This window comes from Streptomyces paludis, assembly GCF_003344965.1.
In the GTDB taxonomy this organism is placed as follows: domain Bacteria; phylum Actinomycetota; class Actinomycetes; order Streptomycetales; family Streptomycetaceae; genus Streptomyces; species Streptomyces paludis.
This window is the reverse complement of sequence record NZ_CP031194.1, coordinates 5,787,542-5,806,368: the sequence shown is the minus strand read 5'-3', so window position 1 is coordinate 5,806,368 and position 18,827 is coordinate 5,787,542. Positions and strand designations below refer to the sequence as shown.

General features: G+C 71.2%; 14 protein-coding genes. 6 read left to right on the top strand and 8 right to left on the bottom strand.

Annotation, left to right across the window (positions count from 1 at the left end; genetic code table 11):
* Positions 1-174 precede the first annotated feature (174 nt).
* From DVK44_RS25670 to DVK44_RS25655, 4 genes are all read left to right on the top strand, one after another.
* Positions 175-3,501 carry a sensor histidine kinase gene (locus tag DVK44_RS25670; protein WP_114662272.1) on the top strand — a complete coding sequence of 1,109 codons (3,327 nt, stop codon included), beginning with the start codon at positions 175-177 and terminating at the stop codon, positions 3,499-3,501.
* 10 nt (positions 3,502-3,511) lie between these two features.
* A complete protein-coding gene (locus DVK44_RS25665) occupies positions 3,512-3,925 on the top strand; it encodes a roadblock/LC7 domain-containing protein (protein WP_010984131.1) in 414 nt (137 codons plus the stop codon).
* 105 nt (positions 3,926-4,030) lie between these two features.
* Positions 4,031-4,714 (top strand): DUF742 domain-containing protein, encoded by a 684-nt coding sequence (locus DVK44_RS25660; RefSeq protein ID WP_114662270.1) that lies wholly within the window; start codon positions 4,031-4,033, stop codon positions 4,712-4,714.
* Complete coding sequence (locus DVK44_RS25655; protein ID WP_031229389.1) at positions 4,695-5,276, top strand: GTP-binding protein; 582 nt, start codon at positions 4,695-4,697, stop codon at positions 5,274-5,276. The genes DVK44_RS25660 and DVK44_RS25655 overlap by 20 nt, the downstream gene beginning before the upstream one ends.
* 104 nt (positions 5,277-5,380) lie before the next feature.
* Here the strand turns inward: DVK44_RS25655 and DVK44_RS25650 are convergent, their stop codons facing one another.
* From DVK44_RS25650 to DVK44_RS25640, 3 genes are all read right to left on the bottom strand, one after another.
* Entirely contained in the window at positions 5,381-5,596 is a 216-nt protein-coding gene (locus DVK44_RS25650; RefSeq protein ID WP_114662268.1) for an acyl-CoA carboxylase subunit epsilon, read from the bottom strand.
* A 56-nt stretch (positions 5,597-5,652) separates the two neighbouring features.
* On the bottom strand, positions 5,653-7,236 hold the full coding sequence (locus DVK44_RS25645; RefSeq protein WP_114662265.1) for an acyl-CoA carboxylase subunit beta: 1,584 nt from the start codon (positions 7,234-7,236) through the stop codon (positions 5,653-5,655).
* Positions 7,237-7,403: 167 nt separating this feature from the next.
* Positions 7,404-9,776 carry a polysaccharide lyase 8 family protein gene (locus DVK44_RS25640; protein ID WP_228447374.1) on the bottom strand — a complete coding sequence of 791 codons (2,373 nt, stop codon included), beginning with the start codon at positions 9,774-9,776 and terminating at the stop codon, positions 7,404-7,406.
* Positions 9,777-10,019: 243 nt separating this feature from the next.
* Here DVK44_RS25640 and DVK44_RS25635 point away from each other — a divergent pair, with 243 nt between their 5' ends.
* Complete coding sequence (locus DVK44_RS25635) at positions 10,020-11,228, top strand: glycoside hydrolase family 64 protein (protein WP_114662262.1); 1,209 nt, start codon at positions 10,020-10,022, stop codon at positions 11,226-11,228.
* Positions 11,229-11,329: 101 nt separating this feature from the next.
* Here the strand turns inward: DVK44_RS25635 and DVK44_RS25630 are convergent, their stop codons facing one another.
* On the bottom strand, positions 11,330-11,839 hold the full coding sequence (locus tag DVK44_RS25630) for a hypothetical protein (RefSeq protein ID WP_114662258.1): 510 nt from the start codon (positions 11,837-11,839) through the stop codon (positions 11,330-11,332).
* 227 nt (positions 11,840-12,066) lie between these two features.
* Between DVK44_RS25630 and DVK44_RS25625 the strand changes: the two genes are divergently transcribed.
* Entirely contained in the window at positions 12,067-12,687 is a 621-nt protein-coding gene (locus tag DVK44_RS25625; protein ID WP_114662256.1) for a YceI family protein, read from the top strand.
* Between the two features lie 155 nt (positions 12,688-12,842).
* Here the strand turns inward: DVK44_RS25625 and DVK44_RS25620 are convergent, their stop codons facing one another.
* From DVK44_RS25620 to DVK44_RS25605, 4 genes are all read right to left on the bottom strand, one after another.
* Entirely contained in the window at positions 12,843-14,225 is a 1,383-nt protein-coding gene (locus tag DVK44_RS25620; protein ID WP_114662254.1) for a hypothetical protein, read from the bottom strand.
* A gap of 94 nt (positions 14,226-14,319) precedes the next feature.
* A complete protein-coding gene (gene cimA / locus DVK44_RS25615; protein ID WP_114662252.1) occupies positions 14,320-15,927 on the bottom strand; it encodes a citramalate synthase in 1,608 nt (535 codons plus the stop codon).
* A gap of 405 nt (positions 15,928-16,332) precedes the next feature.
* Entirely contained in the window at positions 16,333-17,424 is a 1,092-nt protein-coding gene (locus DVK44_RS25610; RefSeq protein ID WP_114662250.1) for a branched-chain amino acid aminotransferase, read from the bottom strand.
* 264 nt (positions 17,425-17,688) lie between these two features.
* A complete protein-coding gene (locus tag DVK44_RS25605; RefSeq protein ID WP_114662248.1) occupies positions 17,689-18,738 on the bottom strand; it encodes a 3-isopropylmalate dehydrogenase in 1,050 nt (349 codons plus the stop codon).
* Positions 18,739-18,827: the final 89 nt, after the last annotated feature.

The following is an 18,827-nucleotide window of genomic DNA, read 5'->3' as shown; positions in this document are numbered from 1 at the left end:
TTATGCCCGTTTCATGTGAGGCTCGTACCGCTCGGAATGGCTGATTCCTGCTGTTTGGATTGCACGCCTCCCCCGTGCTGGAATTCAGCGACTCCTGAGGAGTACGGCTAGTACGGCCCCTGAAACAGAACGCGGCACAACGTAAGGTGCCGACGCCGAGAGGTTGTTGGTCGAGTGAGGCGAAGCAGAACAAGCTCCGCGGAGCAGCAGGCGCGGGGGAACTTCACCCCGCCGCCCCGCACAGCGGTGCCGCCCGCGGCCAAGGCAGCTTCCCCGCCTGCGGCGGGCAGTTCCAGCCGTTTCTCGCCGCGCAACTGGCGGGTGCCCACGCGGCTGAACGCCATTCTGCTGATCCCGGTGATGGTCGGTCTGGTCATGGGCGGCTTCCAGGTGAAGGCGTCCGTCGACACCTGGCAGCAGGCGCAGGACGCCGAGCGCACGGCGCTGCTCGTACGGGCGGCCTCGGACTACGGCCAGGCGCTGCTCAACGAGCGCGACCTGACCGCGCAGCCCCTGCTGACGAACAAGCGTGACTCCCCCGTGGTCGTCCAGGCCCGCGCGGCCACCGACGAGGCGGCGCGGAAGTTCAACACCGCGGTCCAGGACATGCCCAGCCGTGAGGGTCTGGAGCGCCGGCTCGCGCTGTTCCGCAGTGTGGAGCCGAACCTCGCGGAGCTGCGGAAGACCGCGTTCACCGCGGGCGTCGAGACCCCGGACAAGAGCGGCGGCAACGGCGGCCCGGTCGCCACCGAAGAGGGATACGTGCCGATCGAGCACACCCTCATGGAGTTCTCCAACGACCTGGGCTTCGGCAGCGGCAACAGCACCAGCTACGGCCGTACGGTCTACGCGCTCCAGCTCGCCAAGGGCGCCGGTTCGCTCCAGCGCTCCATCGGTATGCATCTGCTGGTGCGGCCGAGCCAGAAGGCCGACGTCAAGAGCGGTCAGGCGATCGCGTTCTCCAGTTACGCCTATCTGGAGGACATCGCGATCGGTGAGTTCGTCTCCGGCGGTACGGAGGCGGACATGGCCCAGCTCCAGGCGGTCATGAAGGAGAAGACGGCCGAGGGCGCCAAGAAGCTGGCCTCCGCGCAGCAGCAGGCGATGGCCGCCGGCGAGGACTTCACCGCGCCGCCGAGCAAGGACGGTTCCGTCCTCGACGGCATGGTCGCGGCCATCGCGACCGGCGACAACCCCGAGCAGCTCGCGTCGCGCGGGGTCACCCCCGAGGCGTGGATGGCGGCCACCACCGCCAAGTTCGACGGCTACACGGAGGTCGAGAACGACCTCATCGGCCAGGCGGTGAGCGACGCCGCGCAGATCTCGGACAGCGCCCGCAACAGCGCCATCACCACCGCCGCGATCGTCGTGATCGCGCTGCTGGCCGCCTTCGTCCTGGCCTCGATGATGGCCCGGCAGCTGAGCCGCTCGATGCTGGCGCTGCGCACCGCCGCGTTCGGCGTCGCGGAGCAGCGGCTGCCGATGCTGGTCGACCAGCTGTCGCGCGCCGAGCCCGGCCGGGTCGACACCCGTGTCCAGCCCATCCCCATCGACTCGCGCGACGAGATCGGCGAGGTCGCCCGCGCCTTCGACCAGGTCCACCGCGAGGCGGTCCGGCTCGCCGCCGAGCAGGCCATGCTCCGGGGCAATGTCAACGCGATCTTCACCAATCTCTCGCGCCGCAACCAGTCGCTGATCGAGGGGCAGTTGACCCTCATCTCCGATCTGGAGAACAACGAGGGCGACCCGGACCAGCTGGAGAACCTCTTCCGGCTCGACCACCTCGCGACCCGGATGCGCCGCAACGGCGAGAACCTCCTCGTCCTCGCGGGCGAGGAGCCGGGCCGCCGCTGGAACCAGCCGGTGCCGCTGGTCGACGTGCTCCGCGCGGCGGCCTCCGAGGTGGAGTCGTACGAGCGCATCGAGCTGACCGGGGTCCCGGAGACCGAGATCCACGGCCAGTCCGTCACCGACCTGGTGCATCTGCTGGCCGAGCTGCTGGAGAACGCCACCACCTTCTCCTCGCCGCAGACGAAGGTCCGGGTGACCGCGACCCGGCTGCCCGACGGCCGCGTGATGATCGAGATCCACGACAAGGGCATCGGTCTCACCGCCGAGGACTTCGCCGACATCAACCACAAGCTGGCCAACCCGCCGACCGTGGACGCCGCCGTGTCCCAGCGCATGGGTCTCTTCGTGGTCGGCCGGCTCTCGGAACGGCACGGCGTCCGCGTCCAGCTGCGCCCCTCGGGCGAGCAGGCCGGGACGACCTCGCTGGTGATGCTCCCCGACGCGATCACCCACGGCGGTGGCGGCACCCCTGCGGAGCCCGCGCCGGAGTTCAGCGTCACGCAGATCATGCCGGACCAGCAGCCCCCGGCGCAGGAGCAGCAGTTCCAGACCGCTCCGATGCTGACGGCCGCGGAGCTGGGCTTCGACGACTCGCGCTACGAGCAGCCGCCGGACGAGGCGCAGCGCCTCAACCCCGTCGACCGCTCGCAGAAGCGCGAGGAGCGCCGGGCCGCGCTGGGCACCCCGCCCCTCTCCGAGCAGCCGCTCTTCCAGGACCAGGTGCACGGCCAGTACCGCGAGGAGCCGCCGTCGGAGGCCCCGTACGCGCCCCAGCCGCCCGCGGCCGGTGCCGAGTACGCCCCGGCGTCGTACGCGGAGTTCCCGGCGCAGCCCTACCCGGAGCCGACGGCGTACCCGGCGGAGTCCACGGCGTCCTTCCCGGCGGCCACTCCCCCGGCCCCGGCCGATGCCGGGTTCTATCCGGAGGGGAACTACCAGGCTCCCCCGGCCGCCGCGGGTCCGTATGAGAACTCCTTCGCTCCCCCTGCCCAGCAGGGCGAGTGGGCGGAGTCAGGTACGTACCAGAACGCGTACGAGGCCGAGCAGCGGACCGAACCGGAATCCGTGGACAGCGCTCCCGAGAACGCTCAGGAACGCGTAGGCTTCGACCGTCCGGGACCGTCCCCGAGTGCCAGCCACGCGCTGACGGACGCGGGTCTGCCGCGCCGGGGCAGCGGAAGCGGCGGCGGCCGGCAGGGCAGCGGTCAGAGCAACGGCGCGGTCGGCGACGACAGTGCCACCAGCAACGTCCCCAGCACGGCAACAGGCAGCGTCAACGGCAGCGGTGCCACCGGAACCGACAGCGGTACCGGTACGGGCACCACCACCGGCGGCGGACAGAGCGAGACGGCCGGCGCCGACGACTGGCGTTCCAGGAACGACGAGCGCTGGCAGCGGGCCGAGAAGCTCCGCGAGCCCAAGGCGGGCGGAGTCACCATCTCCGGTCTTCCCCGCCGCGTCCCCAAGGCCAATCTGGTCGAGGGTGCGGCGGAGCAGACCCCGCAGACCGGCCCCTCGGTCTCGCGCGCACCGGAGGACATACGTGGCAGGTTGAGCAGCCTGCGACGGGGTGTCGAGCGGGGCCGCGCCGGCGGGGACACGAACGGACCGGGCCACGGCCCGGGCAGTACCTACAACCAGGAGCGTTAGTGTGAGCCCGATGAGCCAGGCGGCGCAGAATCTTAACTGGTTGATCACCAACTTTGTGGACAACACCCCCGGGGTGTCCCACACAGTGGTGGTCTCCGCCGACGGACTCCTGCTGGCCATGTCCGAAGGTTTCCCGCGCGACCGCGCCGATCAGCTGGCGGCCGTGGCCTCCGGGCTGACCTCGCTGACCGCGGGGGCCTCCCGGATCTTCGAGGGCGGTGCCGTGAACCAGACCGTCGTGGAGATGGAGCGCGGCTTCCTCTTCCTCATGTCCATCTCGGACGGCTCCTCGCTGGCCGTCCTCGCCCACCCCGAGGCCGATATCGGTCTGGTGGGCTACGAGATGGCGCTTCTGGTCGACCGCGCGGGTACGGTCCTTACTCCGGACCTGCGCGCCGAACTCCAGGGAAGTCTGCTCAACTGACAGACACTGCGCGGCTCGCCACCGCACCATGAGGGGTGCGGTGGCGCGGATCCAGCAGGTCCGCCATGATCGGGCCCGGCGACACCGGCAGTCGGAGGAGGAAACGTGGCTACACCCCCAGACGGACATCCCTATGACGGTGGCCCGCGCTCCCAGGGTGAGCATGCCCAGAACCGCTTCAACTTCCCCTCCGCGCCGAGCGGTCAGGGGGGCCAGGGCGAGCAGGGCGGTCCCGCACAGCAGGACGGCGGGCGGTCCGGCGGCGGGTACGGCGGGTACGAACCGCCTCCGGCGCCGTATCAACCGCCGCCGCAGCAGCCGCAGCAGTCCCAGCAGCAGCCTCAACAGCCGTACGAACAGCCGCAGGAACCCTCGTACGAACAGCCGAGGCGGCCCCGCGTCCAGCAGGGCAGGCCGAGGCGCCCCCGGGAGTCCGCTCCCAGGAGCACGCACAACCCGTTGGTCCGTCCGTACGCCATGACCGGTGGCCGGACCCGGCCCCGGTACCAGCTCGCCATCGAGGCACTGGTCAGCACGACGGCCGATCCGTCGCAGTTGCAAGGGCAGTTGCCCGAGCATCAGCGGATCTGCCGGCTCTGTTTTGAGATCAAATCGGTCGCCGAGATTTCGGCGCTCCTCTCCATCCCCCTGGGCGTCGCCCGGATCCTTGTGGCCGACCTGGCGGAGGCGGGCCTTGTCGCCATCCACCAGCCCGGCGGCGAGGAATCCGGCGGCACGCCAGACGTGACACTGCTCGAAAGGGTGCTCAGTGGACTTCGCAAGCTCTAGCGGCGGTGCAGCCCGCTCAACCACCAGCGCGAAGATCGTGGTGGCGGGCGGCTTCGGCGTGGGCAAGACCACGTTCGTCGGCGCCGTCTCGGAGATCAACCCGCTGCGTACCGAAGCCGTCATGACCAGCGCCTCCGCCGGCATCGACGACCTCACCCACACCGGAGACAAGACCACCACCACCGTGGCCATGGACTTCGGCCGCATCACCCTCGACCAAGACCTCATCCTCTACCTCTTCGGCACCCCCGGACAGGACCGCTTCTGGTTCATGTGGGACGACCTCGTACGCGGCGCCATCGGCGCCGTCGTCCTCGTCGACACCCGCCGCCTCGCCGACTGCTTCCCCGCCGTCGACTACTTCGAAAACTCAGGACTCCCCTTCGTCATCGCCCTCAACGGCTTCGACGGACACCAGCCCTACACCCCCGACGAAGTACGCGAAGCACTCCAGATCGGCCCCGACACCCCCATCATCACCACCGACGCCCGCCACCGCGCCGACGCCAAAAGCGGCCTCATCACCCTCGTCGAACACGCACTCATGGCACGACTCCGGTAAGCAGTACGCAGCCCTCAGCAGACAGCCAGCGATACGTGAAAGGCCCCCGCGCTCCAGGAGTGCGGGGGCCTTCGTATGCGTATGTGCGGTGGTGCGGCGGGCGCTCAGCCCTGCCAGCTGTGCGGGGCGCGGAAGCCGGGGGTGCGCTCCAGACGGCGCCAGCCGGCGGTGGTCCGGCCGCGGTGCGCGGCGGGGGCGTCGGGGCGGGTGCGGCCGGCGGCGCGGGCCATCAGGATGGCGGTGATGGCGGCGAGTTCCTCGGGGCCGGCCTGGCCCTTCTCGACGCGCAGCAGGGATTCGTCTCGGGTCTCGTCGCTCATGGCGGTCGTGTCTCCGTCTTCTGGTGAGGAGGGTGCGGTACGCGCGGGGCGCGAGATCACTGCGGCGGGTTGCCGTGCTTGCGGGAGGGCAGATCGGCGTGCTTCGTACGGAGCATCGCGAGCGCGCCGGCGAGCACCTGACGGGTCTCCACGGGGTCGATGACATCGTCGACCAGACCGCGTTCGGCCGCGTAGTAGGGGTGCATCAGCTCGGCCTTGTACTCCTTGACCATGCGGGTGCGCATCGCGTCGGAGTCCTCGGCCTCGGCGATCTGCTTGCGGAAGATGACGTTGGCCGCGCCTTCCGCGCCCATCACCGCGATCTCGTTGGTGGGCCAGGCGTAGGTGAGGTCCGCTCCGATGGACTGGGAGTCCATGACGATGTAGGCACCTCCGTACGCCTTGCGCAGGATCAGGGAGATCCGGGGCACGGTGGCGTTGCAGTACGCGTACAGCAGCTTGGCGCCGTGCCGGATGATCCCGCCGTGCTCCTGGTCGACGCCCGGCAGGAAGCCGGGGACATCCAGCAGCGTGACGATCGGGATATTGAAAGCGTCGCACATCTGGACAAACCGCGCAGCCTTTTCGGATGCCTCGATGTCCAGCACCCCGGCGAGGGACTGCGGCTGGTTGGCGACGATGCCGATGACCTGACCGTCGATCCGGGCCAGGGCGCAGATGATGTTACGGGCCCAGCGCTCGTGGATCTCCAGGTAGTCGCCGTCGTCCACCAGCTCCTCGATGACCTTGTGCATGTCGTACGGGCGGTTGCCGTCGGCGGGCACGAGGTCGAGCAGGACGTCGGAGCGGCGGTCCACCGGGTCCTCGGAGACGACCGTGGGCGGGTTCTCGCGGTTGTTCTGCGGGAGCATCGACAGGAGGTAGCGCACCTCGGCGATGCAGGTCTCCTCGTCGTCGTACGCGAAGTGCGCGACGCCGCTGGTCTCGGCGTGCACATCGGCGCCGCCGAGCCCGTTCTGGGTGATCTCCTCGCCGGTGACGGCCTTCACCACATCGGGTCCGGTGATGAACATCTGCGAGGTCTCGCGGACCATGAAGACGAAGTCGGTGAGGGCGGGGCTGTAGGCCGCGCCGCCGGCGCACGGGCCGAGCATCACACTGATCTGCGGGATGACGCCGGACGCCTTGGTGTTGCGCTGGAAGATGCCGCCGTAGCCGGCGAGCGCGGAGACGCCCTCCTGGATGCGGGCGCCGGCGCCGTCGTTGAGGGAGACCAGCGGGGCACCGGCCGAGATGGCCATGTCCATGATCTTGTGGATCTTCGTGGCGTGGGCCTCGCCCAGCGCGCCGCCGAAGATCCGGAAGTCGTGCGCGTACACGAAGACCGTACGGCCCTCGACCGTGCCCCAGCCGGTGATCACACCGTCGGTGTACGGCCGCTTCGCCTCCAGGCCGAACCCGGTCGCCCGGTGCCGGCGCAGCTGCTCGACCTCGCTGAAGGAACCCTCGTCGAGCAGCAGCTCGATCCGCTCGCGGGCGGTGAGCTTGCCCTTCGCCCGCTGAGCCTCGGTGGCGCGGTCACTGGGGCCCCTGCGGGCCTCCTCGCGCAGCGCGTGCAATTCGGCCACTCGGCCCCGGGCGTCGGCGGGCCCGCTCGGCGTCTCGTCCACTACGGTCATGTGCCAACCCTACGAAGACCACCAAGGAATGCGCGCCGTCGACTCCGCACAGTCTCCCGGCGGTAATCCTGGTGGAGCTGGACAGAACGCGGCCGGATGCGGCGCCGGTCCACAGCACGGCACCCCCGGCGATTGTAGGGATCCAACGGGACACCGGGGTCGGAAGTTCAGCTCAGGGTCACCCCGCAGCCATGGGTGGCGCCGGCGGTGCCCGGGGTGATCCTCAGCCGTAGCGTACGGCCCGCTTCGAGCACCTCGACCGACGGGTCCCGGTCCGTGACGGCCCGTACCGGCCGGTCCCAGCGGATCTCCAGCGGCAGACCGGAGCGTACGGGCTCGCTCACGCCGAGTACGGCGCTCCGGCCGCGGACGACGGCCAGGACGCTCGCCGGGGCGCTCGCGGAGAGCGGTCCCGCCGTACCGGCCCGCCAGAAGTTGGCGGCGACGAGGCCCAGCGAGCGGATGGCGACGGCCTGCCGGTCGGGCGTATTGGCGAGGATCTCCAGCCAGTGCCGGTCGGCGGCGCGGGCGGCGAGCGCCCGGCGGGAGGCGCCGGGCATCAGCAGATAGGCGTAGCGGGCGTCGACCGGGTCCGTGCCGTGGTCCAGCCAGAGCGTGCGATAACGGCGGGTACTCCGTTCGGGTGAACTGGAGGTGTTGATGTCGCTCCAGGCGCCGGTCCGGTCGTCGGCGAGGGTGCGCAGCGCGCCGCCGGCGGGGAAGACCCAGCCGCCGTGGCCTTCCAGATGGGCCCAGCGGTGCGCGGCGCCGAGGGTGAAGGCGCCTTCGGCGCTCCTGCCGGGTTCGCCCAGGTTCCGGTTGTCGACGACCGTCTCGACGGGCACCCCGTCCGTACAGCTGATCCCGGCGCCCAGACAGACGACGGCGTCCGCCGCGCAGAACCAGGACTTGCGGGCCTCCAGCGTGGAGCCGAGCCCCTTGACGTGCTGTCCCACGGCGGCGAACTCGCCGTCGGTGGCGCCGCCGACCCAGCGCGCGGCCGGCCGGGGCTCGCCCCACTCGCCGCCGGCCCGGTCCGCGAGCCGCCGGGTGGAGACCGTGGTGCCGGGCATCCGGTACGGGTCGACGGTGGGCCAGAACCAGTCGCCGTACTGGTCGTTGCCGCGGTCCGCGCGCCACCAGTAGACCATTCCCGCGCCGGTGTGCCAGCCGCGCGGATGCTCGCCGTTGCCGCACTCGTACGAGGCGATCCGCTCGGACGCCATGGCGATGTTGACGGCCCAGCCGGGGCGGCGGTGCACGGCCCGGTCCATCGCGGCGAAGAGCGTGTGGCCGGTCGGCTCGGGAGCGGCGGGCACCCCGGTGGCGGCGAGGGCGTGCAGCCGGGCGAGATCGGCGACGTCGAACTGGCGGGCGCTCAGCACGGGCGACACGGTGTCGCGCGCGATCCAGCCCTTGACCAGCGCGGCCCAGCGGGCGCGGGCCGCCGGGGAGGCGGCGCCCGCGAGCAGGGCGATGGCCGCGATCAGCTCCTGGCCGTGGAAGTGGTCGCCGCGCAGGACGCGCTCCTCGTCGCTCCTGAGCAGACCGCGGCTGACGGCCCGGCCGCTGACGCTGTCCATGACCAGCCCGTTGTAGATCAGCGGGGCGTACGCGCGCTCGACGCTGTCGAGGACATGCTGCCGGGCCGGGTCGGTGACGGCCCAGTCGGACCCGGCGAGCAGGGTGAGGAGCCGGCCGAGCCCGTCCAGCAGGACCTGGCCGTACGTACCGGAGTACGCGACCCAGGTGTGCTGGACGAACGAGCCGTCGGCGTAGAGCCCGTCGCCCGCCGTCACATACGGGAAGACCGGCGAGAGGGCGTCACGGGCCAGGGCGATCCGGTCGGGTGCCCGGCCGAGGACACCGCGCACGGCGACCGAGCGGCAGAGGTCGACACGGTTGGCGCCGGTGCTGACGCCGGAGTAGTCGGTGAGCAGCCGGTCGGGGACGAAGTGGTCGACGGCGGCGAGCGCGGCGGCCCGCCGCCCGGCGCCGAGGCGCTCGTGGAGGACGGCGGCGATGTCCACGAGGAGGCGCGGGCTGCCGATCCGCCACTCCCACCAGTTCCCGTACGGGTCGGTGGCCGGGCGGTAGACGGTCGCGGCGAGATGGTCGAGCCCGGCCAGGACGGCGGCGAGCAGCGCCTCGTCCCCGGTGAGCCCGGTGCCGGGGCGGGCGTAGGCCCGGGTCATGGTCCAGAGCCGGGCATAGCTCCGGGTGATGCCGGAGGGCGGGTCGAAGGGGAGGTCCGGCCAGAGACGGGTGGCCGCCGGGGCCATCGACCGCAGCAGCGCGGCGGCCCGCTCACCGGCCCCGGCGAGCCGGGACGCGTAGGGCTCGGCGGCCGGGTCGTATCCCGTACCGAGCTGGAGATCCACCCACCGCAGTCGTAACTCCTCGAACGGATCGGGCGGCTCGGCCGGATCCACGCGAGGGTCCGGGGGCGCCGGAGCGAGCGCGCCCGCTCCGGCGGCGGCCAGCGCGGTGGCCAGGATGGCGCGCCGGGACGGCACGACGCGGGCGTTCGGCAGCGGCACGGAAACCTCCGGAGGCGGCCCCGGCCCGGCCCCAACGACCGGCCCGCGCAGGGCCGTTCACCGGTCTACCACGCCGGAGGACGGGCCCGGAGGACGACACAGGGTGAACGCCCAGCGACGCTGAGAGCGCTCTCGGCGTCAACTCTTGACGGGCTCTTCGCGCGTCGCGAGAGTGGGGGCAGCGCCGGGGCGCCTCCTCCCACACGCCGCGCCCCGCGTCCCCCATGTACCAGGAGATCCTCCGTGATATCCCGCCGTCTGTTCCTCACCGGCGCGACCGCCGCCGCCACCGCCCTCACCTACCCCGTCTGGGGAAGCGCGCTGAGCCCCGCCGCCTCGGCAGCGCCGGAATTCTGTGAAATAGCCCTCCAGAACAAGTCGTTGCCCGGCACGGTCCACGCCTACATCACCGGCCATGACGCCACCACCGGCGGCGGCTGGGCACTGCTGCGCGCCGACGGCAGTGTCTACCGGCCGCAGTCCCCGGCCACCCGGCTGACCCCGCTGCCCGTCGACTGCGCGATCCCGCTGAATCCGGCGGGCGCCGCGCCCAGGGTGCTGAGGCTGCCTCAGCTGTTCGGCGCGCGCGTCTACTTCGTGCGCGACGGCAGGCTGGACTTCTTCCTCAACCCGGGCCCGGCCCTGGTCGAGCCGGCGTTCGCCACCGCGGCTGACCCCAACTACGGCCGTACCTGGTCGTTCTGCGAATTCACCTTCAACCCCGCCCAGCTCTTCTCCAACATCAGCTACGTCGATCTGGTGACGGCGCTGCCCATCGGCATCACCCTCGCGGGCGACACCACCCACACGGTCGCCCCGCTGCCGGCGGGCGCGCTCCAGCGGATCGCGGACGGGCTCACCGCCCAGGCGGCCGTCGACGGCCACCCGTGGGACAAGCTGGTCCTGCGCGGCGCCAACGGCCAGGTGCTGCGCGTGATCTCCCCGCAGAACGCGGCCGGTGACAACCCCTTCCGGAATGTCTTCACCAGCTATGTCAACCAGGTCTGGGAGAAGTACCGTTCGACGGATCTGCGGATCGACCTCCAGGGCGGCCGGGGCGTGTTCACCGGCCGGGTCACCGGTGATGTCCTCACCTTCAACGGCGGTCACACCTTCACCAAGCCCACCTCCATGGACATCTTCACCTGCAACAGCGGCCCCTTCGCCAACAACCCCGGCGACTCCGACGACAAGAAGGCGCTGCTGGCCCGGCTCGCCGCCGCCTTCAACCGCTCGACGGTCCTGAGCCACGCGAACCAGCCGAACGGCGCCACCGCCGCCGACTACTACCGGAACCCGGTCACCAACCACTACGCCCGGGTCGTCCACGCCAACACCCCGATCGGCTACGCCTTCCCGTACGACGACGTCCAGCCCACCGGCCAGCCGGATGTCTCGGGCGTGGCGGCCGACGGCAATCCGCGCCGCTGGACGGTGACCGTCGGCTCCTGAGCCCCGGTGCCCCGCTCCCCTCCCCGCGCGGGCGAGGGGAGCGGGGCACCGCCGCGCGGCGGTGTCGTCAGCCCGCCGGCCGGGGCAGGTGTCGTACGGGCTCAGCAGCCGCCGCAGTTGTAGAACGTCACGTCCCAGTGGTTGCCCTCGTCCGCGTAGACATTCCCGGCGCCGGACTTCCACTGCGCCGCGCCGTCGCCGCGCAGCCCGATGTACGCGAAGGTGTTCTTGATGTAGTCGCCGACGCAGGTGTACTTCGACATATCGAGCTTGTATCCGTTCCAGTGCGAGTACGTGCCGCTCGCGTGGCCCGTCTCCGTGCCTCCCGTGAGGTTGACGGCGCAGCCGCTGGAGCTCCTGAGGGTCTGCGCGCCCTTGGCCGTGTCCAGGTTGAGCTGCTCGAACGACGTACACGACGCGTTGTTCCGGTCGGAGCAGCCGCCGGAGGACGACCAGGTGATCCCGGACGAGCTGAACATCGAGGTCGCGGTGGAATGGCTGATCTTGGTGGCGGCCAGGGCGTCGCCGGCCGAGGTGAGCACCCCGAATCCGGGGGCGAGCAGCGCGCCGACGAGAAGGGCGAAGGCGCTGAGGACCGAGCGGATCTTCATGGGGGGAATCCTCTCTCTGCCGAGGAAATCGGCGGGAAAACCGGCTGCCAATGGGCCGACAACCGTCTGGACAACTGAGCGAACGCAGGGATTCTGCCCGCGTCTACGCGCGTCCACCGCTCCCCCGACTACTCGATCGGGTGAACATAGTTGAACTTTGAACGAGAGAGGTCTATGGTCGATTCCGACAGCGCTTGAACTCTAAACAACACGCACAGGAGAACATCATGGCTCTCTTCGGCCGCAAGAACAGCGCCACCGGCACCGCCACCGCCGTCCGCGAGGTGGACCCGGCACTGGCCGCCCTCACCGGCGACTACGCCATCGACCCCTCCCACAGCACGATCAGCTTCACCGTCCGGCACGCGATGGTCACCAATGTCCGGGGCACGTTCGCCGAGCACGAGGGCTCCCTGAGCCTCGACGGCTCGGCCCCCGCGAACTCCTCGGCCACCATCGACGTCTCCATCGCCAGCGTCGACACCGGTGTCGCGGACCGCGACGCCCACCTGCGCAGCGCCGACTTCTTCGACGCCGACACCTTCCCCCGGATGACCTTCCGCTCCACCTCCGTCGAGCAGCTCGACGCGGAGACGTACCGCCTCGTCGGCGACCTCACGATCAAGGACGTCACCAAGCCGCTCACGATCGACCTGGAGTTCCACGGCTCCGCCACCGACGTCTACGGCAACGAGCGCGTCGGCTTCGAGGGCAGCGCCTCGATCCTGCGCTCCGACTGGGGCCTGACCTGGAACGCCGCGCTGGAGACCGGTGGCGTGATGGTCAGCGACAAGGTCAAGCTGAACTTCGACATCTCCGCGATCAAGAAGGGCCCCGAGGCCGTCTGACCTCCGGTGCGCCGCTCACGGACCACCAGGATCAGAAGCGGGATCAGGAACAGCACCCCCGCGCGGACGGAGACGGGGACACGGCTTCCGGCCCCGTGCCCCACCCGGCACGAACACCCCCCGTGCCCCAACGGGCACGCACGCCCCTCCCGGCTCTAGAAGCCGCCCCCGTCGAATCCGCCACCGCCACCGCCGCCGTCGAACCCGCCTCCCCCGCCGAAGCCGCCGCCACCACCGAAGTCGCCCGGGTCGAAGTCCCCGCCCGAGTAGTCGCCTCCCGTGGAGTCGCCGCCGAAGCCCGAGGCGTCACCGCCGCCGAAGTCCGCCGCGTACGCGGGCGTCGCCATCATCGAGCCGAGCATCGTGCCCACCAGCAGCCCCGGCAGCAGCCCGCCGCCGAAGTAGCCCCCGGCCCAGGGTCCGTACGCGGGACCCGCGTCGTAGTAGGGGCGCGGCCCGCCGTCCGTCCGTACGGTACGGACCGCCGGATCCTCGCCGTCCGCCAGCCGGGCCGCGTCGGCCGCGCAGACCGGCACGGTCCGCCGGACACCGGCGGGCGGGGCCCACTCCGCGTCCTTCACCGAGGGGCCGTGGCGCGGGTCGAAGAAGCACGGCGAACGGCGCTCCGGCAGCGGGGCGCCCTTTCTGCGCGCGTCCAGCGTGGCCAGCGCGAACCGGCCGCTCTCCAGCTCCTCGGTCACCGGGCGCACATCGGCGGGCCGCCGGGCCGAGGCCATCAGGGACTTCGCCTTCTCGTACGCGTCGAGGGACCGCGCGTAGTCCGCGCGCATCGCGTCGTCGGCGCCGGCCTCGGCCGGGTGGAAGTCGAGCCGGTCCAGCTCCTCGCCGAACGCGGTGATGTCCTCGTCGACCACGACCCGCAGCGTGTCGAGGGCCGCCCGGTCCCGCTCGGTCCGCCGTCGCACGTTCCGGCGGGTGACCGCGTACGCGGTGGCGCCGCCCAGCACGGCGAGCGCGCCGAACCCGATGAGCGCGCCGGTTCCGGCGCCGTCGCTCCCGCCCGCCCCGCCGCTCCACGAGGCCGGCGCGTGACCCCGGGTCTGCGGGAGCGCCTGGTCCACGAAGTTGTTCAGCTCGGTCACGGCGTCGACCGCGCCGCCCGCCCGGACCGCGTCGGTCAGATTGGTGACGGCCCGCGCGGACAGGACGGAGCTGTCGGCCTTGGCGTCGAAGCGGTCACCGAGACGGACGGCGTACACACCCGTCACCCCGGTCTGGGTCCGTACGGTCCGGATGACGCTGTCCGCCGGGAACTCCGCGGTGTCGGGCAGGACCGCCACGAAGAGCGGCTTGTCGGCGTCCTCGATCTTCTTGGCGAGCGCGCGGGCGTCGGCCGCCGGGAGCTGGGACGCGGCGCGCGGGTCCACATAGACGGGCCCCTTCTTCAGCGCCTCGCCCACGGCCACCGGCCCGGTGTCCGCCGCGCGCGCGGCGGGTGCCAGCGCCACGGCGGTGAGCGAGCAGCAGGAAAAGGCGAGAAACAGCCCGGACAGTGTGGAAACCAGCCTCGACCTCATACCCCGAAGCTACCGGCCCGCTCCGGGGCCGCCAACAGAAGCGGCGGCCCCAAAGCCCTGAACGGGACGGCAGAGCGGACGCCGGGAGCCGCGCCTACACGGCCGGTTCGACCCCGGCCCGCAGCAGCCCGTACGTGTACGCGTCCTCCAGCGCCTGCCAGGACGCCGCGATCACGTTCTCGGCGACCCCGACCGTGGACCACTCCCCGGTGCCGTCGCTCGTGGTGACCAGCACCCGGGTGGTGGACTCCGTACCGTGCCTGCCTTCGAGGATGCGGACCTTGTAGTCCACCAGCTCCAGTTTGGCGAGCTGCGGGTAGATCCGCTCCAGACCGACCCGCATGGCCTTGTCCAGGGCGTTGACCGGGCCGTTCCCCTCGGCGGTGGCGACGATGCGCTCGCCCTTGGCCCACAGCTTCACCGTGGCCTCGTTGGCGTGCGAGCCGTCCGGCCGGTCCTCGACGATCGCGCGCCAGGACTCCGTACGGAAGTAGCCGCGCGCCCGGCCCTCGACCTCCTCGCGGAGCATCAGCTCGAAGGAGGCGTCGGCCGCCTCGTACGTGTATCCCCGCAGCTCACGCTCCTTGACCCGGGCGACGACCCGGCCGACCAGATCGCGGTCGTCACCGAGGTCGATGCCCAGCTCCTTGCCCTTCAGCTCGATGGAGGCGCGGCCCGCCATGTCGGAGACGAGCATCCGCATGCTGTTGCCGACCCGGGCGGGGTCGATGTGCTGGTAGAGATCGGGGTCGACCTTGATCGCGGAGGCGTGCAGCCCGCCCTTGTGGGCGAAGGCGGAGACCCCCACGTACGGCTGGTGGGTGGAGGGCGCGAGGTTGACGATCTCGGCGATGGCGTGCGAGATCCGGGTCATCTCCGCGAGCGCGCCGGCCGGCAGGACGCGTTTGTCGTACTTCAGCTCCAGGGCGGCGACGACGGGGAAGAGATTGGCGTTGCCGACGCGCTCGCCGTATCCGTTGGCCGTGCACTGGACATGGGTGGCGCCGGCGTCGACGGCCGCGAGCGTGTTGGCGACGGCGCAGCCGGTGTCGTCCTGCGCGTGGATCCCGAGCCGGGCGCCGGTGTCCGCGAGGACGGTGGAGACGACGGCCTGGATCTGCGCGGGGAGCATGCCGCCGTTGGTGTCGCAGAGGATGACGACCTCGGCGCCGGCGTCGGTGGCGGTCCGGACGACGGCCTTGGCGTACTCCGGGTTGGCGCGGTAGCCGTCGAAGAAGTGCTCACAGTCGACGAATACGCGGCGGCCCTGTTCGCGCAGGTGGGAGACGGTGTCGCGGACCATCTCCAGGTTCTCTTCGAGGGTGGTGCGCAGGGCCAGCTCGACATGGCGGTCATGGGACTTGGCGACCAGGGTGACCACCGGGGCGCCCGACGCGACCAGCGCCGCGACCTGCGGGTCCTCGGCGGCGCTCCCGCCCGCCCGACGGGTGGAGCCGAAGGCCACGAGCTGGGCGTGCCGGAAGTCGATCTCCTGCTGGGCCCGCGCGAAGAACTCCGTGTCCCGCGGGTTGGCGCCCGGCCAGCCGCCCTCGATGAAGCCCACGCCGAAGTCGTCCAGGTACCGGGCGATGGCCAGCTTGTCGGCGACCGTGAGGTTGATGCCTTCGCGCTGCGCGCCGTCGCGCAGCGTCGTGTCGAAGACATGAAAACCGCTGTCGGTCTCCGGGGACTCTGTGGTCATGGTGGTTTGCTCCTGTCGAGTGGAATGTCTGGCTCCACTTGCCCCCATCATCGCGTGCCGTCCGTTTCCGTCCGGGGTGGGGCCGGAAAACGAAAAAACCCCTCGCGGGTGCGAGAGGTCTGCGCGCGGGTCTGAGGCACGGTGGCCGCGCCGTACGGGTGGTACGGGGCGATCACTGCGGACCGGCGCGCTTGCTGCCAATAATCATGGCGAACGAGAGCACGGGGCGATTTTCGCACGTCCGGCGCGCCCCGCGGGAACCGTCTCACGATTCGGGCGATACGGACGGGCCCCCTGGGACGCGCGGGGCCCCTAGGACGCCTGGGGCTCTGAAGACGGCCGGGCCCGGAGCCGGGGACCCGCCCCGGCTCCGTAACGGTGCCCCGTCAGCAACGGCGCCGGCCGTCAGCCCAGCTCGTGCATCCAGCCGTGCGCGTCCGCGCCCTTGCCGGTCTGGATGTCGAGCAGCGCCGCGCGCAGCCGCAGCGTGACCTCGCCGGGCTCGCCGCCCGACTGGGTCCACTGCCCGTTCGCGGTTTTGACGACGCCGACGGGGGTGATCACCGCGGCCGTACCGCAGGCGAAGACCTCGGTGAGCGTGCCGTTCTCCGCGTCGCGGCGCCACTGCTCCTTGGAGATCCGGCCCTCCACGGAGGTGTAGCCGAGGTCACCGGCGAGGGTGAGCAGCGAGTCACGGGTGATGCCGGCCAGCAGGGAGCCGGTCAGCTCGGGGGTGACGATGCGGTCGCCGTACACGAAGTACAGGTTCATCCCGCCGAGTTCCTCGACCCAGCGGTGCTCCACCGCGTCCAGGTACGCGACCTGGGCGCAGCCCTCCGCCGCCGCCTCGGCCTGGGCGAGCAGGGAGGCCGCGTAGTTGCCGCCGGTCTTGGCGTCACCGATGCCGCCCGGGACCGCGCGGACGTAGTTCTCCGAGAGCCAGACGGAGACCGGCTCGACGCCGCCGGGGAAGTACGCGCCGGCGGGCGAGGCGATGACGAGGAACAGGTACTCGTTGGCGGGCCGGACGCCGAGGCCGACCTCGGCCGCGATCATGAAGGGGCGCAGGTAGAGGGAGTCCTCCCCGCCGTGCGCCGGGACCCACGCCTTGTCCTGCTGGACGAGCGCGTCGCACGCGGCGATGAAGGTCTCGGCGGGCAGCTCCGGCATCGCCATCCGGCGGGCGGAGCGCTGGAAGCGGGCCGCGTTGGCCTCCGGGCGGAAGGTGGCGACCGTACCGTCGGGGCGGCGGTACGCCTTGAGCCCCTCGAAGATCTCCTGCGCGTAGTGCAGGGTCATATTGGCCGGGTCCAGCGAGAGCGGGCCGTACGGGACGAGCTGGGCGTCGTGCCAGCCGCGCCCCTCCGTCCACCTGATCGTCACCATGTGGTCGGTGAAGTACCGGCCGAACCCGGGGGCGGCGAGGAGCGCCTCGCGCTCCGCGTCGGACAGCGGGCTGGCGGAGGGCTTGAGTTCGATCGTGGTTGGCGTGGTCATGAATACTCGTCCTTCACCGGTTGTGTGTGACGGACCGCGCGCACACCGCTACGTCTAGTAGGACGTCCGAGCATTCCCGTGTGCCGCGGGCCCACCCCGATTATCGCTCGGGTGGGCGAGGACGGAAATGGCTGGGAATACGCGGACGGGTGAGTGAGGGGTGCGGAGGTGCGGTCCGGGGCTGGATGTACGCCCGGTGGCCGCACAGCACAGCGCAGCCGCCGGGTTCTGGTGACCCGGCGGCTGCGAGGAGAAGTCGTCGGGTCAGCTCGCTACGCGTACCGCGAGCGCGTCGCCGATCTGGTCCGTGGTACGGGCGGCGGCCGCCGCGCTGTCCCGCTCGGCGAGGTCGGCCGCGACGGCCTCCTCGATCCGGGCGGCCTCGGCGTCGAGACCGAGGTGCCGCAGCAGCAGGGCGACGGAGAGGACGGTGGCCGTGGGGTCGGCCTTGCCCTGGCCCGCGATGTCCGGGGCCGAGCCGTGGACGGGCTCGAACATCGACGGGAAGGTACGGTCCGGATTGATGTTCGCGGACGCGGCCAGGCCGATACCGCCGGTCACGGCGGCGGCCAGGTCGGTGAGGATGTCACCGAAGAGGTTGTCGGTGACGATCACGTCGAAGCGCTCGGGCTGGGTGACGAAGAAGATCGTCGCGGCGTCGACATGCAGATAGTCGGTGGTGACCTCGGGGTACTCCTGGCCGACCCGGTCGAAGATGTTCTTCCACAGGTGGCCCGCGTAGACGAGGACGTTGTTCTTGTGGACCAGCGTCAGCTTCTTGCGCGGACGGGCGTTGGCCCGCTCGTACGCGTCGCGGACGAGGCGCTCCACACCGTACGCCGTATTGATGCTGACCTCGGTGGCCACCTCGGCGGGCGTACCCGTGCGCAGGGAGCCGCCGTTGCCGGTGTACGGGCCCTCGGTGCCCTCGCGGACGACGACGAAGTCGATGTCGGGGCGGCCGGCCAGCGGGGTCTCCGTGTTGGGGAGGAGCTTCGACGGACGCAGGTTCACGTAGTGGTCGAAGGCGAAGCGCAGCTTGAGGAGCAGCCCGCGCTCCAGCACGCCGGACGGCACGGACGGGTCACCGATCGCGCCGAGCAGGATCGCGTCATGGCCCTTGAGGGACTCCAGCTCCGTGTCCGGGAGGGTCTCTCCGGTACGGTGCCAGCGGCTCGCGCCGAGGTCGTACTCCTTGGTCTCCAGCTTCACGTCCTGCGGAAGCACGGCGCTCAGGACTTTGAGGCCCTGGGCCACGACTTCCCGGCCGATACCGTCACCGGGGATCACTGCGAGATCAATGCTGCGAGACATGTCGGCACCTTACCGCTCGTCCCAGCCCATGACACAGTGCGTCCATTCTGTGGACACATTGCGATTCGGCCGCCCGCTGGACGCCGGGG

Bases quoted from the DNA above. Each gene is read 5' to 3' on its own strand.
- DVK44_RS25650 (WP_114662268.1), bottom strand. From the start codon at position 5,596: ATGAGCGACGAGACCCGAGACGAATCCCTGCTGCGCGTCGAGAAGGGC.
- cimA (WP_114662252.1), bottom strand. From the start codon at position 15,927: ATGACCACAGAGTCCCCGGAGACCGACAGCGGTTTTCATGTCTTCGAC.
- DVK44_RS25645 (WP_114662265.1), bottom strand. From the start codon at position 7,236: ATGACCGTAGTGGACGAGACGCCGAGCGGGCCCGCCGACGCCCGGGGC.
- DVK44_RS25625 (WP_114662256.1), top strand. From the start codon at position 12,067: ATGGCTCTCTTCGGCCGCAAGAACAGCGCCACCGGCACCGCCACCGCC.
- DVK44_RS25620 (WP_114662254.1), bottom strand. From the start codon at position 14,225: ATGAGGTCGAGGCTGGTTTCCACACTGTCCGGGCTGTTTCTCGCCTTT.
- DVK44_RS25605 (WP_114662248.1), bottom strand. From the start codon at position 18,738: ATGTCTCGCAGCATTGATCTCGCAGTGATCCCCGGTGACGGTATCGGC.
- DVK44_RS25630 (WP_114662258.1), bottom strand. From the start codon at position 11,839: ATGAAGATCCGCTCGGTCCTCAGCGCCTTCGCCCTTCTCGTCGGCGCG.
- DVK44_RS25665 (WP_010984131.1), top strand. From the start codon at position 3,512: ATGAGCCAGGCGGCGCAGAATCTTAACTGGTTGATCACCAACTTTGTG.
- DVK44_RS25610 (WP_114662250.1), bottom strand. From the start codon at position 17,424: ATGACCACGCCAACCACGATCGAACTCAAGCCCTCCGCCAGCCCGCTG.